Annotated in this window: 13 protein-coding genes and 1 pseudogene; 2 read left to right on the top strand and 12 right to left on the bottom strand. The window is 51.3% G+C overall.

Going from position 1 to position 15,974, the window contains the following annotated elements:
* Positions 1-56: 56 nt before the first annotated feature.
* The 10 genes and pseudogenes from OIN60_RS13745 to OIN60_RS13790 all read right to left on the bottom strand — a co-directional run bounded on the left by OIN60_RS13745 (position 57) and on the right by OIN60_RS13790 (position 10,474).
* Positions 57-1,634, bottom strand: coding sequence for a glycoside hydrolase family 43 protein (locus tag OIN60_RS13745; RefSeq protein WP_305755560.1), 1,578 nt, complete (start codon positions 1,632-1,634; stop codon positions 57-59).
* 5 nt (positions 1,635-1,639) lie between these two features.
* Positions 1,640-2,083, bottom strand: a complete 444-nt coding sequence (locus OIN60_RS13750; protein WP_305755411.1) for a hypothetical protein — start codon at positions 2,081-2,083, stop codon at positions 1,640-1,642.
* 3 nt (positions 2,084-2,086) lie between these two features.
* Positions 2,087-3,052, bottom strand: coding sequence for a pectinesterase family protein (locus OIN60_RS13755; protein WP_305755561.1), 966 nt, complete (start codon positions 3,050-3,052; stop codon positions 2,087-2,089).
* A 35-nt stretch (positions 3,053-3,087) separates the two neighbouring features.
* Positions 3,088-3,978, bottom strand: coding sequence for a dienelactone hydrolase family protein (locus OIN60_RS13760; protein ID WP_305755412.1), 891 nt, complete (start codon positions 3,976-3,978; stop codon positions 3,088-3,090).
* Between the two features lie 18 nt (positions 3,979-3,996).
* Complete coding sequence (locus OIN60_RS13765) at positions 3,997-5,346, bottom strand: glycoside hydrolase family 28 protein (protein ID WP_305755413.1); 1,350 nt, start codon at positions 5,344-5,346, stop codon at positions 3,997-3,999.
* Complete coding sequence (locus OIN60_RS13770; protein ID WP_305755414.1) at positions 5,333-6,487, bottom strand: glycoside hydrolase family 88/105 protein; 1,155 nt, start codon at positions 6,485-6,487, stop codon at positions 5,333-5,335. The genes OIN60_RS13765 and OIN60_RS13770 overlap by 14 nt, the downstream gene beginning before the upstream one ends.
* 43 nt (positions 6,488-6,530) lie before the next feature.
* Positions 6,531-7,281 (bottom strand): annotated as a pseudogene (locus tag OIN60_RS13775) (type 2 periplasmic-binding domain-containing protein); the annotation flags it as partial.
* A gap of 75 nt (positions 7,282-7,356) precedes the next feature.
* On the bottom strand, positions 7,357-8,868 hold the full coding sequence (locus OIN60_RS13780; protein ID WP_305755416.1) for an extracellular solute-binding protein: 1,512 nt from the start codon (positions 8,866-8,868) through the stop codon (positions 7,357-7,359).
* Positions 8,869-8,890: 22 nt separating this feature from the next.
* The gene (locus OIN60_RS13785) at positions 8,891-9,529 is read right to left on the bottom strand and encodes a YesL family protein (RefSeq protein ID WP_305755417.1); all 639 of its coding nucleotides are present in this window, start codon (positions 9,527-9,529) and stop codon (positions 8,891-8,893) included.
* Positions 9,530-9,550: 21 nt separating this feature from the next.
* A complete protein-coding gene (locus OIN60_RS13790) occupies positions 9,551-10,474 on the bottom strand; it encodes an ABC transporter permease (RefSeq protein ID WP_305755562.1) in 924 nt (307 codons plus the stop codon).
* A 313-nt stretch (positions 10,475-10,787) separates the two neighbouring features.
* Between OIN60_RS13790 and OIN60_RS13795 the strand changes: the two genes are divergently transcribed.
* Entirely contained in the window at positions 10,788-11,672 is an 885-nt protein-coding gene (locus OIN60_RS13795; protein WP_305755418.1) for a carbohydrate ABC transporter permease, read from the top strand.
* A 90-nt stretch (positions 11,673-11,762) separates the two neighbouring features.
* Here the strand turns inward: OIN60_RS13795 and OIN60_RS13800 are convergent, their stop codons facing one another.
* Positions 11,763-14,006: a helix-turn-helix domain-containing protein gene (locus tag OIN60_RS13800; protein WP_305755419.1), complete on the bottom strand. Its 2,244-nt coding sequence runs from the start codon at positions 14,004-14,006 to the stop codon at positions 11,763-11,765.
* Positions 14,007-14,254: 248 nt separating this feature from the next.
* Entirely contained in the window at positions 14,255-15,046 is a 792-nt protein-coding gene (locus OIN60_RS13805) for a TIGR00266 family protein (RefSeq protein WP_305755420.1), read from the bottom strand.
* A 127-nt stretch (positions 15,047-15,173) separates the two neighbouring features.
* On the opposite strand from OIN60_RS13805, the gene OIN60_RS13810 reads away from it, so the two are divergent.
* A complete protein-coding gene (locus OIN60_RS13810; RefSeq protein ID WP_305755421.1) occupies positions 15,174-15,635 on the top strand; it encodes a MarR family winged helix-turn-helix transcriptional regulator in 462 nt (153 codons plus the stop codon).
* Positions 15,636-15,974: the final 339 nt, after the last annotated feature.

Raw genomic sequence — 15,974 nt, forward strand, 5'->3', positions numbered from 1 at the left:
GTTGCCCGGGCGCTCGTTCTTCCTTCCTTCCTGCTGTAGCCTATAAGGTATGGAGTTTATTCATCTTTGCCCACATAACGGAAGCTGGCGAAATCGGCATAGCTGCCTGCAAACTGCTGCATGTCATGTGCTCCAATACCAACGAAGTTGCCTGTAAAGCCACCGGACAGGAAGCTGATTCGCTGCTGGTCGAAGAGTGACTTCCAGTCACCGGCATCCTCTTCCGCCCCGGTCCGGTAATAAAACTGCGCATCCGCCTCATTCGCCTCCACGGCCAAATGCACGGGCACATGCTCCTCAATTGTGACGGTTTCCGGCAGCAAAGTGAATTGATCTCCTTCGCATTTCATCATTCGAAGCACCTTTCCCAGCGTTTCATCCCGGCTGACACAGGCATACAGATAGTTCTCGTCATTCAGATAAAGCAGCAGCCCGGCCATCTGCAAATAGCTCTGAGCATGATACTCCAGCACCGTCTCCGCCCGAAAACGTATATCCGTCTGCCGAATGGCGAGCAAGTGATGCCGGAAAAGGCTTTGCACCGACTCACCTGCTGTAATTCTAAGGTAGCCGGGGCGCGCCGACAGCGAGCACCAGCTTTCATCTGCCAATATACGCAGGGTATTCCAGCCCTTTTTCAGCTCTGTACCGTCGAATTCATCCACGAAATTCCGGTTCCGCACCTGCGTGTCTGCGCCGAGGCCCGCATCATCTGGCATAGGGACCTGCAGCAACGGCGTATTGCCGCCTGCTGTTAGACGCAGCCAGCCTTCACTGTCCCAATAGACCTGCTGCAGTGCAGTCTCCCGTCCCAGAATCGCATACTTGCCTTCAATCGGACGTGTGCACAGATGGGCCATATACCATTCACCACTTAGCGTCTGTACAAGACTTCCGTGTCCCGCACACTGCAAAGGCAGCTCGGGATTGTCCCGCGAAGTCAGCATCGGATTGCGGGGATCCACTTCATAGGGGCCGGACAACTCCCGTGATCTCGCTACGGTTACCGCATGCCCGGAGCCTGTTCCCCCTTCCGCCGTGATCAGGTAATAATAGCCGCTCTGCTTGTAAATATGGGGGGCTTCCGTTTTCTTGAGCCAGGTGCCGTCAAAAATTTTAACAGGCTCGCCGATCAACTGCTGCTGCTTGCTATCATATTCCTGCATCACGATGCCGCTCGATTTGTTGCTTTCCTGTATTCTGTAATCCCACAGGGCATTCAGCAGCCATTTGCGGCCGTCCTCATCATGGAACAGGGAAGGGTCAAAGCCGCTGCTGTTCAGATACACAGGCTCTGACCACGGCCCTTCAATGGACTGTGCTGTGATCAGGAAATTATGGGCATCCTTGAAGGGGCGCCGGGTGCTCTTCACATCGGTGTACACGAGGTAAAAAAGCTTATCATGATAGCTTAACTGCGGTGCCCAGATGCTGCAGTTTTTCGGGTTGCCCCGCAGGTCGACCTGATCGGTCAAAATATCGGTGCAATGCTCCCAGTTCGCCAGATCCTGCGATTGATACACACGCAGCCCGGGCAGCCATTCAAAAGAGGATACAACGATATAATACATATCATTAGCCCGCACGATGCACGGGTCGGGGTTGAAGCCTCTCAGGATCGGATTTTCAATCATCTTGTTCATAAGTTCTCAGAGTTCTCCTTTTCCTCATCCATCATCAGCCGTCTGTTCCGTATTACACACAAAGCAGCGGCCACAAAATAACAAAATGCGAGTGGGAAACCGAGGTATTGGGTACCGAGGAGCAGGCATAATCCTGCGAGCACATAACAGATTGACGCCACGATGAGGCGGCTGATCCTGGCCGCACAGAGCCCGGCCAGGATCGCCAAAACCAGCACCACCATCACCGTCATGCCGAACCAGGCTCCCAATGTGCGCATCCCCTCATAACTTTCCTGCAGTATCAAGCCGCTGTCACTCTCCCGCAGCAGCGGGAAAAGTGTCGTTTCGAAGGTGCCCTGAGGCATCTGCAGGATCACTACGGAAAAGCCGCCGATAAACACGGCCGACAGTACAGATGCAAACCAGCATATGCCGATCTCCCATTTTCGAAATGTCATAGACTAATTCCCTCCATCCTGCCAAAAATCCGTTCCGGCAAAAACTTTGCCCTTCGTCCACGCCTCTTCCCCCGCAGCCAGACAACCAGCCCAGAGAACACGCAGAGTGCGCAGTGCGGTGGCATTCTGTGCGCTGTATTCACGGTAATCGACCGTTTCCTCGTTCGCGGGGTTGCCCCAGTTATCCCAGCCTGCAGGATGAATATGTCCGCCCATGCGGCAGCTAGCATACACGGTCTTCGCATATTCCCGCCACGGACGGCCGAGGAACACCGATGAAGCTCCCTGCTCGGCAGTCAGGAAGCAATTTTTGAACACATAACCGTACTGCTGCCCTCGCGGCGTGGATGCGGCTGTGATGTACCCCGGCTGATCCTTGACATGCCGCAGGCTGCGGATTTCGCAGGCCTCGAAATAAGCGGTGGCTCCGCCAAAAATAAAGTCAACCGTTCCTTCAATGCGGCAATGCCGGTACAGCTGCCGGTACTCTTCATGATGCTCACGCAGCGGGATGCCGCCAAAGCTGGCTCGCTCCCTCGGTTTGGGCGGAAGCGGCCCGGTGAACAGGGTGTCCTGATGCCCCTTGAAGATGCAGTTCCGGAACACCGTTTCATCACAATGCGCGTAGACGGCCACCGCCTGCCCAACCTCTTCCCCCTGCCCCGCCGTATTGGAGACGGTCAGATTCTCCAGCACAAGTCGGCGTCCTCCAAGAAACAGGGTCGGTGTGGCAAACGTGCCGATTTCCTCGCCATGGTCATCAAGCTCTTTGGCATAGCGATTCATGGTGATTTCCACCTGGCCAATGCCCACAATACGCAACCATGAACGGTAAATGCGAACCGTTTCCTTATAAATCCCCGGCAAAATATACAGAGTCTCCGGCTGCTGCGGATCGCCCTGCTCCAAAACATCAATTGCAGCCTGGATGGTGTCAAAATCGCAAAAGGGCTCTTTTCCTACCAGCATCGTGCGCATGTTCCCCCCTTGGAATGATCCCGGAATTATAGATGGCTGGCTAAAAACCGCTGCCATGCCGTCCTCATTTCCAGCGTCTCCATATGTCCGCCCGCAGTGATGACAGACTGCCAATGCTCCGGCTTGCCAGCTTCGTGGTAGGCTGCCGACAGCCCTTCCGCTAAATGCTCAACCCCTTCGATAGGGCACAGCCTGTCATTCCTGCCCGTCAGACTCATGCGCGGGCGGGGGATAATCCTTTTCTGAATATCCAATGTGGTGAAATGCTTCAGCAATCCGGGAACATACGAGTAGAAGCCGTGATGGTCCAGGCCTCTTTTGGCAATCAGAGTATGGGCATCCACCTGTCCGCAAATGTCGATGACGACCCCAATCCGTTCATCGAGCGCCCCCAGCCACCATGCCATCAAGCCGCCCATCGACATGCCGATCGTTGCGATTCGTGCAGCATCGATCTCTTGACGCGTACACATATAGTCCAGCAGACGGCGGTTATCGTAAAGCATCATGCCCCACATGACCCGGCCGTGCCACAGCATTTCCTTCACCAACTCGCTTTCGGTTTTGCCGCCCCGTTCATTGAAGCCCCACATATCGATACAGCACACCGCATAACCCATCCCTGTCAGCACGGAGGCAAATGACGGTTGCTGCAAATACGGGCTGCTGCGGATCAATTCATTGCGACCGTTGGCATAATTTCCGCCATGCGAATGATTAAACACGACCAGCGGATAAGGCCCCTCACCTGATAAAGGAAAAGCGATAGACGCAGGCACCTGCTCCATCCCGTTAAGATCCAGCAACACAGATTCCAGCCTGTATCCGTCCTGCTCCTCCTGTCTCAATACTTCCGCCGAGATCGGTGTTTCCGGAGGGAGGTCACCCAATAATTGCAGCAGCACATCCTTCTCCATAGATATCCTCTCCGTTCACTAAGATGATGCTGGTGTCGCTGTCACCTGTTCCACCAGTTTCTCCGGTTTGGCGGTATGTTTCGAGCGGCAGTTGATGACCTCGACGTCTTCCCCGTTTTCAATGTAAATGGCCGGCCCTTCATGATTCTCGATCGTCACTTGCTGGAACAAAATGTCCCGCACATTGCCCAAATAAAAGCCGCGCTTCTGCATCTCTTCCAGACCCGACATCATAGCCGGCAGACCGGGTGTCGCAGGCTCAGCCATAGAAATGTCGATATTGGTGAACGTAATGTCGGAAATATACTGCTCTGCCAGCCCGTACAGGAAGCCTGCGGAGGCGTGCACATTACGCGCGGTGATGTGGTCAAAATGAATCCGTCTGAAGCAAGGCGTCTCCTCCGTGACCGGATACGGATTTTTATCCCACACATATTTGTCCTTGCCGCGCGGGCCGCAGAAATAGTACAGATTCAGAATAAAGGGACAAATGACCTGATCCATCACGATGTTGGTCACCCGGATATCCTCGATGGTGCCCCCGCGTCCCCGTCTGGACTTGAGCCGGATGCCGCGGTCGGTCTGCTGGAAAACGCAGTTGCTGATCGTGACATTGCGGATGCCGCCGCTCATTTCACTGCCCAGCACGACTCCTCCATGCCCATGGACCATCGTGCAGTTTGTGATTGTAATATTTTCACAGGCAATGCGCTCCTCGGTATCTTCCGTGCCGGACTTGATCGCAATGCAATCATCCCCTACATCAATGCTGCAATTGCTGATACGCACATTACGGCAGGATTCGGGATTGATGCCGTCCGTATTCGGGGAATCGGCAGGGTTATAGATGGACAGATTGTCGATCGTCACATCACTGCAGCGGATGGGATTCACCGTCCATGACGGCGAGTTGCGCAGGTTCAGGTCTTTGATCGTGACCCGCCGGCAGCCGTCAAAGCTAATCAGCTTTGGACGGGGATACTGCAGCTCCTCCGGCGAGTTTCGCTGCTTCTCCCACCAGGGCTGGCCGTTGCCCTCCAGCGTGCCCGAGCCGGTGAGCGAGATATTCTCCAGGTTCTCCCCGTAAATACAGGAGGCGTGAACCTCCCGTTTTACCCCTTCCCACCTGGATTCCACCGCAGGATAATGCTCGGGGTCTGTGCTGAAAGACAACACAGCTCCTGGGCTCAGGTGCAGCTCAATATTGCTTTTCAGAATGATCGCACCGGTCCGGTAGGTTCCCGCAGGAACATACACCGTGCCTCCTCCCGCCTCGCTTGCCGCTTCAATCGCATCCCTTATGGCTGCGGTTGCAAGCGCCCCGGTGTCCCGGGACGCTCCGTAATCCGTTATGTTATACACCTGCATTGGAGCTCTCTCCGATCTGCTGCCCGTCCGGGTCCTTCAACTGCTCATATTCGCAGCAGGCCTTCAGGAAAGCCCCCAACCCTTTCTGATCATTGCTAATGATGGGCTCGCTGATATAATAGGCGAACGTCCCGTCTCTCCGGTCCGCTCCCCCCAAGCCTGCCACCTGACAGACTTTGTTCAGATTGATCAGGCCTTCCTTCGTTTCTGTCACAAATTCGGTGATGATGCCCTGAAACGCCCGGTCGAGCGGTGCCAGCCAGCTTTGATCCAGCACGCCCAGACGAATGCCCTTAGCCATGGCGTATGCGATCATACTGGATGCGGAAGCCTCCAGATAGTTGCCCTTGCGGTCCGCCAGATTCACCACCTGGTACCAGACACCTGTAGCCTCATCCTGATATTGCCGCAGAGCGGCCAGCGTATCCCGTAAGATCCGACACAGCTCGTTATAATCTGCATGGCTGTCCGGCAGCAGCTCCAATACATCCACCAGCGCCATCACATACCAGCCTAGAGAACGTCCCCAGAAGTTGGGCGAAAGTCCCGTCTCCGGATCACACCAAGGCTGTACACGCTGCTCATCCCAGGCATGATACAACAGGCCTGTCGCCTCGTCCTTCGTATGCTGCTCACACAGGATGAACTGCTTCGTCACATCGTCCAGACCTTCACCATTTTCAAAGGCCAGCAGATATTCCAGGTAAAACGGCGATCCCATGTACAGACCGTCCAGCCAGATTTGGTAAGGGTAAATATTTTTATGCCAAAATGCGCCTTCCGAGGTTCTTGGATGCGATTCGAGCTGCTCCCTTAACAGGGCGGCTGCCTTCTTGTATTTCTCCTGCCCAGTCTCGCGGTACAGAGGAAATAACAGCTTGCCATTGTTGATATGATCGATGTTGTACTCTTCCTGATGATAACCCCGGATGCTACCGTCCTCCTGGATGAAGTAGTCCATGTTGTCCTGGATGAACCGGAAATATTTCCGGTCCCCCGTCCGCTTCCAGAGTCCTTCAAACCCCTTCAGCACAACGCCGAAGTCATAGGACCACTTGTTGTCATATCCTCTTGCCTCATACAGCCTTGGCGTGCGCTTCATAATGGAATCGGCCGTCCTTACGGCCCACTGTTCAGTCAATGCTGTCCCCTCCCTGGTTTTGTAAGATCACGGTCTGTACCGCTCATGATTTCGAGTTTTTATAAGCTTCTTCATAGTCACTGATAATTTGATTTCCGCCAGCATTTTTCCAGTTTTGCACCGCTTCCTTGAATCCGTTTTCATCGATCTGGCCCATAATGTACATGAAGGTAGCATCGGTTATGATTTTTTCCAGCTCCGTCCCCTTCTCATTGGCGGTTGCCGAGTCCAACGGAACGGTCGGGTCCAGCACGACGAATTGCTCATTTTCTTTCACAAGCTCATTCGCCAGTGCTTTGTCTGGATCAGCATCCTTCAAAGAGTAGGTGACTTCACTTGGTCTGGAGCTGGAGAACGGCTGTACATCGGCCTGCCACAGGTCTTGATCGATTTTCTTGAACGCTCCGTTCTCATCAATTTCATAGTGAACACCTTCAATTCCACCAGTCATATACATATAAACCTCTTCGTCGATCAAATCATCCACAAATTTCAGCAGCCGCTTCAGTTCGGCCTCCGATTCCACCTCTGACTTGGGAAAAGCCAGCAATCCGCCGACACCGTTGCCTTCGGACCAGATATGGTATTGGCCGTCACCATTGGAAATTTTGTTGACAGGCACGACCTTCATCCCATCCTGCAGTCCCTTCGCCAGATTCTTCAAATTCGCAATATCGATCATCCCGGTGTAAATGCCGGTCTTGCCCTGAGCGAACTGCTGCTGTTGATCCGTCTTGGCCGTTACAGCAAAATCCTTGATCAAATATCCGTTCTTCGTACAGCTTCCGCGAATAGTTAAAGCCAAAGTGCTGATCAGAAGAACTGCCGTACTTTTGGCAAGCACACGCTTAAGGTTTGTTTTTTTCATATTATGAGTTCACTTCTTTATAGGCAGCTTCGTATTCTTCAATCATCCGGTTTCCGCCGGAATTCCTCCAGTTCTCCAGTGCTGCTTTGAATTCTTCCAGGCTCGATTCGCCTAAAATATACTTGTAGGTGGCGTCTGTAATGATTTTCTGCAGCTCAGAGCCCTGCGTCGTGAAGGTTTCCGATTCCAGCGAATAGGCCGGGTTCAATACAGCATATTTCGCATTTTCCTTGATCAACTGATCGGCCTTCTTCTTCAACGGATCCGCATCATGAATGGTGTACCCGTACTCTTTCGGACGGCTTGAAGCAAACGGCTGTACTTCCTGCTGCCACAAATCTGTATCTGTAATCGTCGCGGCCTTCGTGTCGTCCACCGTGTAATGAACTCCTTCGACACCGTAAGTCATCAACGCAAAAGCATCCTCGTCGTGCAAGTCATTGATGAATTTCAGGATACGCTTCAATTCCGCTTCATTCTCCACTTCCGATCTTGGGAACGACAGCAGACCTCCGATGCCGTTATTGGCTGCCCAGATGGCGCGGTCACTTTCGTTGCCAGTGGAGGTGATATTGTTGACAATCTCAAGCTCCATGTCATCCTGTATTCCTTTAGCCATATTGAACAGATTTTTACTGTCAAATAAAGCGCCGACATAAATGCCCGCTTTTCCCTGGGCGAATTTTTGCTGCTGGTCCGTTTTGGCGGTCACGGCAAAATCCTTGTTAATGTAACCGTTATCAAATAACTTCTTCATAAAATCCATGGTGTCCACGTATTCCTGGGTCTCAAATTCCGGCGTCAATTTGCCATCCTCACTGACCTTCCAGTTGTTCGGCACCCCAAAATACGAACCGAGCGTCTTGAATGCGCCGTAAATCAGGTCATTACGGTCCACAAAGCCTGTCGTGTCGTTCACACCGTTGCCATCAGGGTCCTGTTCTGTAAAAGCTTTCGCTATAGCCATCAGGTCATCCGTTGTTTTCGGGGGCTCCAGCCCAAGTTTGTCTAGCCAGTCCTTACGGATCGTGACTCCATTACGGGCAAGATCCTTCTGGAATGGAATCCCGTACAGCTTGCCTCCAATGGATGCCGATTTACGGGTATCCTCTGAAATCTTCGCCAGGTTCGGGAATTCATCGAGGTATGGCCCTACTTCCCAGAACATGCCGGATTTCAGCGCATTCCGGACGGAAGAGTTATCGAGTATGGTCAGCGTTACGATGTCTGCCAGGGAGTCAGAAGCCAACGCCGTATTGATTCGTTCCTCCTTAGAGGCATCCGGAATCCAGGAGAACTGAATGTCCGAGTTCGTCTTCTCTTCAATCTTGTTCAAAACGGTGTCCGTAGGCGGAGAAGCCGTATGCAAAATGTTCAGCCAGGTAATGGTTGCTTTTGCGTTTGCATCATACGTCCCGCCTTCCTCTCCTGTGCTTTGGCCACCGCCGCAAGCTGTTAATAACAGCGCACAGCAGAGGAATAAGACCGCCGTTTTTGTACCTTTTCGCTTCATCTTCACTGCCCCTTTTTATGTTTTATTGTGAGACGGATACAGCTATATCTTCCTCCTCCGCTGTTGCCTCCCGTTCTATCCGGGTGAATACCTGATGAGTCATCCACATGACGAGATAGCCCATCAGGCTGGCTCCGGCAAAGGTCAGAATTCCTGGATAAAAACGCAGGATTAATCCACCGGATACGACCAGCGCCACAAACAGCACAAGCGTGTACTGCAGATGGGAGAAGCCGATCACGAACGACATCCGGATTTTTAACCCGATGCCCTTCCAATCGTAATGGACAAGCAGCGGAAATATATACGCCAGCGAAATCATGTACAGAAATACGCCAACCAGCACCACCACACGCACATACCAGGAGGTGACGAACATCAAATCAACATACAGCACGTATCCGACAAGGCTGTATATGACTCCGATCAGCACGCCCTCTTTGAAATTCTCTTTGAAATAACGGACAAACGCGGGGAAAATGGCCGCATCCTCGTTGCCACGGATCCACTGCCTCTGAATACTCAGCATCGCGGCGGTCGCGGGCCCGATACTGAACACCCCCAGGCCCAGAATAACAGCCATTGTCCATAACAGATTCAAATACACCAGCCGCAGCAAACGCATGCACCATTGGTTCACGCTTTCCACAAACTGTATCATCGCGCATCCTTCCCATCCTGATTAATAAACGCCGTCTTCTCCGAATTTCTTCGCGAGCTTATTGGATAAGACCACCAGGACCAAACCTACGACTCCTTTGAACAAACCTACCGTCGTACTGAAGCTCAGTTGACCATTCTTCAGCCCTGCCGTGTAGATGTACGTATCAAAAATTTCGGCAACCTCCCGGTTCAGCGAGTTCAGCAGCAGGTACATATGCTCAAACCCGAGATCCAGTGTGCTGCCGATCTTCAGGATCAGCAGTGTAATGATGACTGGCCGGATCGCCGGCAGCGTGACATGCCAGGTTTTTCTGAGCCGTCCCGCTCCGTCCATTTCGGCCGCTTCATATAACTGTGTATCCACAACGGTGATGGCAGCAAGATAGATGATCGTGGACCAGCCCAGCTCCTTCCAGATGATCTGGCCGATATAGACCGACCGCAGCCACTCTGGTGAAGTGAGGAAGCTGATCTTCTCTCCCCCCAGGCTGGCGATCAGTTCGTTGAGCACGCCCCCATCCACGGTCAGGAACACGTAGGAGATGGAGACGATGATGACCCAGGACATAAAATGCGGAATATAGATAACCGTTTGCACGGCTGTCTTGAAGTACCTGTTCTTCACCTCGTTCAACATCAGGGACAAAATGATCGGCAACGGAAAAAAGATGACAATGTTCAGTACGAACAAAATCAGCGTATTGCTTAAAAGCATAAAAAAGGTGGGCTCTGTGAACAATCGGATAAAATGCTTTAATCCGACCCACGGGCTGCCCATAATACCTAGAAAGGGTTGGTAATCCTGAAACGCAATGATCAGTCCGCCCATGGGAAAATACTTGAAGATGATAAAATACAGCAGCCCCGGCAACACCATCAGGTACAGAATCTTGTTTCTTCGGATACTTCCGAGATGACTGGCCGTTTGTTTCTTCTTTTCCATTTTCACATCCACTGCTGCAGCTGTTGAAGCCTTCACTTGGCAACCTCCTTTAGACGATCCGTTTACGTCTTCCAGCGTATGTTCTTTTCCGCATTCCGTATATAATCATCAATTGATAGCGTTTACAAAATACTGTAGCAACGCGGCTTTTTACCCCTCTTACCTCAGCTGATGATTACTTTATCATCTCATGATTATCGGGCACTCCAGGGCGGCCGTTCACCAGTCTGGCAACACCTCACAAGCTGATTATGTACGTAACCGGACTCGCCTGCTAAAGTCTACATGTAAACGAATTCAGGGAGGATAACGCATGGCACAACGACTCAGAAAGAAACAGACCGTGGGCAGCCGCATTTTTACGGCGGTAAACAGTACATTGCTGATTCTCATCGGCCTGACCTGTCTCCTGCCTTTTGTAAATGTAATCGCCAGTTCCTTCGCTTCAACCCAGGAGGTAGTGGCCAAGAGGTTCATTCTTTTCCCCACCACGTTTTCATTGGATGCTTACAGGTATATCCTGTCCACGCCGACCATTTTCAAAGGCTTGGGTGTATCCGTTGGGGTGACGCTGGTGGGCACATTCGTAAGTATGGTGCTGACTGCTTTTATGGCCTACGGATTGTCCAGAAAATATCTTCTGGGCAGAAATTTCATCAACTTTCTTGTCGTATTCTCGATGCTGTTCAGCGGCGGCATGATCCCGACCTTTCTGGTGGTCAAAAGCCTCGGCTTGATCGACTCCTACTGGTCGCTTATTCTTCCGGTCGCCATCAACGCCTTCAACATGATTATTATGCGGAACTTCTTTCAGGCACTACCCGACAGTCTGGAGGAATCGGCCAAGATGGACGGGGCAACAGACTTTGGCGTATTCCTGAAAATTATGCTGCCGCTGGCGCTGCCGTCTATTGCTACGATTTCCTTGTTTTATGGCGTTACGTACTGGAACACTTATATGAATGCCATCCTTTATCTGAACGATTCCAACAAATGGCCAATCCAAATCCTGCTGCGCCAAATCGTCATCGTCTCCAGCGGCATGCAGGCCGAAGGAACGTCCGTGGATGTCATTCCGCCTGCCCAAACCATTAAAATGGCGGTCATCGTAGTTGCAACCGTTCCGATGCTGATCGCTTATCCTTTTGTGCAGAAGCATTTCACGAAAGGCGCACTGCTGGGGGCGGTTAAAGGGTAAGACATTTATCATTTCCGATGCTGAACACGAAAAAGAAGTCTTCGCTCCCGCACATTTCTGCAGAAGCGAGAGGCTTCTTCTTTGCTGTCCTTAATTGGCCTGCTTCATTTTCCGGTAGGCTCCGGGCGTGACATTCTCCTTCTTGCGGAAAGAGCGAATAAAGTTCTGCGGATTCTGGTACTGGAGCCGTTCGGCGATCTCCTTAATGGTCATGTCTGTGTCGATCAGCCATTTCTTCGCCATATCCAGCCGATAATTCATCAGATAATCACTGAAGGTTGTGCCAAATTCTTTTTTGAAAATACTGCTCAGGTAGTTGGGGTTATAATGCAGCCGGTCCCCGATCATTTCAAGCGACAGCTCCCGGTCATATTCAGCCCGCACGATAGCAGCAATCTTCTCGGACAGGGAGCGGAACTGCTGGTTGGTCTTCTCCTTCATACTGCGCACCATCGGGAAAATGACCTGCTCAACCAGCAACCGCTCCACCTCTTCGGGATTACGGATACTCAGTACCCGCTGATACAGAGCATGATTATCATGGGTCATCAACACTTCAATACCGAGCACCTGCTCCAGTTGGATCAGATTATTCACCAGCCGTACAAGCATAACCTCCAGATGGACCGCATTTTTGTTGTGCTTCATCAATTCAGCGAGCAGCGGGTACAGCGCGCGCGCAACCTGTCCCTCATCTCCGAGACGAATCGCGTCAAACAGCTGTGTTTCCAGTTGGGCAGGATAATGCAGCAGCACCGGACCCGAGACGACCTTGGTAATGTCCTCGTAAAATATAATCGACTCTTTGCCCAGATTCAGGCGGTGGTGCAAAGCCTGCTTGCTCATCTCACAGGCTTCCTTACTCAGCAGCAGGTTCTCATACGATTTACTGATGCCGATGCTGATGGAGCATTGCAAATACTCCTTTACCGTCCGGATCATTGTGCTGGCATACTCCAGCACCTCTCTGCGAATCTCCTGCGCATTAGCTTCGCTGAATGCCACAATGGTCGCCTGGGTGTCATCATTCAAGATGATTGGAAGCAGCCTCCGTTCCTCCGGAATAACCTCCTCCACCACCTTGTTCACCGCCAACAGCAGCACATCCTTGTCGGATGCCTCCCGCTTGCCGATGTTATCGAGCTGGACGAGCATCGTAACATACACCCGATTGCCCAAAATATCATAACCGAACCGGGGCAGCTTGCGTTCCAGCTCCTCCTTCGTGACCCGGTTGCGGAACAGATTGAGCACAAGCTGGGTTTCCAACTGGGGCAGCTCCGACTGGACCAGGGTTTCCAAGCTTTTCTTTTCCGTAACAATCGAGTCGATGGAGTTGATAATCCAGTCGATTTCGTTCTTGGACGTGAGGTGATGGCCTTCCGGCAGGCTGCGCTTGATGCGCAGAATCGGCTTGGTAAAGTAAATGGAAATCGCATAAGCCACCACCGCGATCAACAGAATCAGCAGCAGACCCATTGTGATGAGTCCAAACCGGGTCATTTTTAGGGCATCGTTCACTTCTTTCTGGTCTAGCAGGGTGATATATGTCCAATTGTTATAAGCAGATTTGGCATACAGCACCTTCAACGGGGCATCGTCAGGCCGATCCAGGGAAAACATGCCCGTATCCTGCTGTGTGGCGACTGTCCTGGAGATCGAACGCCGTTGAGCATCTGTCAATAAACTTGCTCCCGGATCGGTTTCATACATCAGATCGCCCTGCTTGTTGACAATCAAGACGGCTGGTTGTTCCCCGGTCTTAATCATGCGATTCAGCGTCCCCAAAGAGATATCCGATAAGGCGATCGCTTGTTTCTTCTTTGAGAACACCGGCAGCGTATTGACAAAACGAATACCCGTATCCGTCCTGATCCAGAACAAGCTCTGATCCTGTTTATTTATGTAGTCCTCGTATAATCGGTTCAGGTCATCTTGCTCCAGGTGGGACAGGCTTCCGTTCGATACCTGCCATTTCTGATCCAGGCTGATCAGCGTGTAGGTCGCTCCCTCCAGCCCCATCGAAGCAATATAGTTCAGTTGTGAGTTGATATTCCGGTAGGCGACAAAGTCCTTTTCAGTTATAGGGTTTGCTACCACCTCGTTAAAAAATGGGGTGGTGCTGAACGTGTTGAAGGCATATTCAATCGTCTGGATTTTTTGCTCCAGGTTATTTTTAATCTGGGTAATATAACTTTCCTTGCTGTCGGCCACCCGATCGACGACGGAATTCATCGTATGATAGTAAATATATATTTCAAAGCTGGTGACCAATCCAATGCCCAAAACCAGAATCGGAATAAAAATTTTGTAAAACATAACCCCTTTTTTCATCGCGATCCTCCATCAAACCATGTAATTATATGTAATTATAGCGTTTCCAATGTGAGTAATCTATGAATTTTTTACATGCAGAAGCGGGGGCCAATAGCTCCTTGAACTGGGTTACTTTTATTGTATGTTGTGAGATACTCCGTGCATCCCCCTATCTCAAACATAGCCCAAATAGGCCAACCAGAAGTTTCCGGCTGACCTAATAATACAACAGTGAATAGATAAAACGCATATTATGGTGATGTTATTTATCTGCCGTCCAGCAGATTGCCCAGGCCTCCGAGGATGCTGCCTTCTTCCTTGCGGCCCGATCCGCCGGCGGCGGAAAGAATACGGTCTGCCATCCTGCTGAACGGCAAGGATTGCACCCATACCTTGCCCGGACCGCGCAGCGTGGCGAAGAACAGCCCCTCACCGCCAAACAGCGCCGACTTGACCCCTTTCACCATCTCAATATCGTAATCCACCGAGGAAGTCATCGCGACAAGGCAGCCGGTATCCAGCCGGAGCATTTCTCCAGGCTGCAGTGTTTTCTCCATCACATAACCGCCTGCATGCACGAAGGCAAGCCCGTCGCCCTCCAGCTTCTGCATAATAAAGCCCTCGCCGCCAAAGAAGCCGGCTCCCAGCTTTCGCTGAAATTCAATACCTACCGAGACGCCTTTGGCCGCACAGAGAAAGGAATCCTTCTGACAGATAATTTTACCGCCATATTGAACCAGGTCGAGCGGGATGATTTTCCCTGGATACGGTGAGGCAAAGGTTACAGACCGCTGTCCAGAGCCGCCTGCATGGGTGAACACGGTCATGAACAGACTTTCCCCAGTAAGCACCCGGCGGCCGGCGCCCATTAGCTTGCCCATCAATCCCCCGCCCTGGCTGGAGCTTCCATCCCCAAACACAGTCTCCATGCGGATTTCCTGATCCATCATCATGAAGCTGCCCGCCTCGGCAATGACGCTTTCACCGGGATCAAGCTGAATCTCCACACACTGCATTTCTTCACCCATAATCGTATAATCAATCTCGTGTGCCGCCATTTCGTTGCCTCCTAAGTTCGTTCATATGTTATTTTGAACGTATTCAACACTGTTCAATACGTTCGTTATTGAAAACTGTTTCGTTTAAGTATTGACAATCTAGATGTTTAGATACTAAACTTATGGCATGAAAAAAAACAATCCGATTCCCCAACCATCTAACACATCAAATGAGGCCAGCCTTCGGCTGGGCCGACTTATTCTGCAACTGCGCAAGCTGGAGAGCGCGCCTCGCGTTTTCGGTGCAGCGGGTGCCTTAACTCCTAGCGAAATTCATACGATCGATGCGATTGGCTGTGACGGCGGGGTCTTGATGAGAGAACTTGCTGACCGTCTGGGGGTTACAAAGGGTGCCGTAACACAAATTATAGACCGTTTGCAGGAGAAGAAGCTTGTCAAACGCTCTCCTCACCCCCATGTTCCAAAAGGCATTCTCCTGAGCCTTACGGATATCGGCATGGACGCCTATCGTGCTCATGAGGAAATGCATCTTGCCTTTTACAACAAGCTGCGGGCAGCTTTTACAGAAGAAGAAATCGCGATCTTTGAAAAATGCGTCACAAAATTCAGCGAAATATTGAACGAATAATTTTTTTGCAATTTAAGTTTAGGTACTAAACATATCCTCCATGTTTCAAGTGACCGATATTGCGCTTATTACTCTCCTGTTACCTAAGGAACAACGGGGACGCGCGCTTGGACTTATCTATTAGCCATTCTGGTATGTATCTTTGCCGGTCGCATGCATCGGCGGCCTATTCGTTCTGAAATAAGGAGAGAGAAATAATGCGTGATTCGATTCTTGTGATTGGTGGCTACGGCCATGTGGGAAGCAAAATATGTAGAAGACTTGCCGAGCGTTATCCTGGGAAGGTATATGCTGCAGGCAGAAGCTTGTAAAAGGCGGAAGCATTCACTTTTGACACAG

The sequence above is a fragment of the Paenibacillus zeirhizosphaerae genome (assembly GCF_030705605.1).
Lineage (GTDB): Bacteria > Bacillota > Bacilli > Paenibacillales > Paenibacillaceae > Paenibacillus > Paenibacillus zeirhizosphaerae.

Excerpts from the sequence above, each read along its gene's own strand:
- OIN60_RS13745 (WP_305755560.1), bottom strand. The coding sequence starts at position 1,634 with ATGATTGAAAATCCGATCCTGAGAGGCTTCAACCCCGACCCGTGCATC.
- OIN60_RS13750 (WP_305755411.1), bottom strand. The coding sequence starts at position 2,083 with ATGACATTTCGAAAATGGGAGATCGGCATATGCTGGTTTGCATCTGTA.
- OIN60_RS13755 (WP_305755561.1), bottom strand. The coding sequence starts at position 3,052 with ATGCTGGTAGGAAAAGAGCCCTTTTGCGATTTTGACACCATCCAGGCT.
- OIN60_RS13760 (WP_305755412.1), bottom strand. The coding sequence starts at position 3,978 with ATGGAGAAGGATGTGCTGCTGCAATTATTGGGTGACCTCCCTCCGGAA.
- OIN60_RS13765 (WP_305755413.1), bottom strand. The coding sequence starts at position 5,346 with ATGCAGGTGTATAACATAACGGATTACGGAGCGTCCCGGGACACCGGG.
- OIN60_RS13780 (WP_305755416.1), bottom strand. The coding sequence starts at position 8,868 with ATGAAGCGAAAAGGTACAAAAACGGCGGTCTTATTCCTCTGCTGTGCG.
- OIN60_RS13785 (WP_305755417.1), bottom strand. The coding sequence starts at position 9,529 with ATGATACAGTTTGTGGAAAGCGTGAACCAATGGTGCATGCGTTTGCTG.
- OIN60_RS13790 (WP_305755562.1), bottom strand. The coding sequence starts at position 10,474 with ATGGAAAAGAAGAAACAAACGGCCAGTCATCTCGGAAGTATCCGAAGA.
- OIN60_RS13795 (WP_305755418.1), top strand. The coding sequence starts at position 10,788 with ATGGCACAACGACTCAGAAAGAAACAGACCGTGGGCAGCCGCATTTTT.
- OIN60_RS13800 (WP_305755419.1), bottom strand. The coding sequence starts at position 14,006 with ATGAAAAAAGGGGTTATGTTTTACAAAATTTTTATTCCGATTCTGGTT.
- OIN60_RS13805 (WP_305755420.1), bottom strand. The coding sequence starts at position 15,046 with ATGGCGGCACACGAGATTGATTATACGATTATGGGTGAAGAAATGCAG.
- OIN60_RS13810 (WP_305755421.1), top strand. The coding sequence starts at position 15,174 with ATGAAAAAAAACAATCCGATTCCCCAACCATCTAACACATCAAATGAG.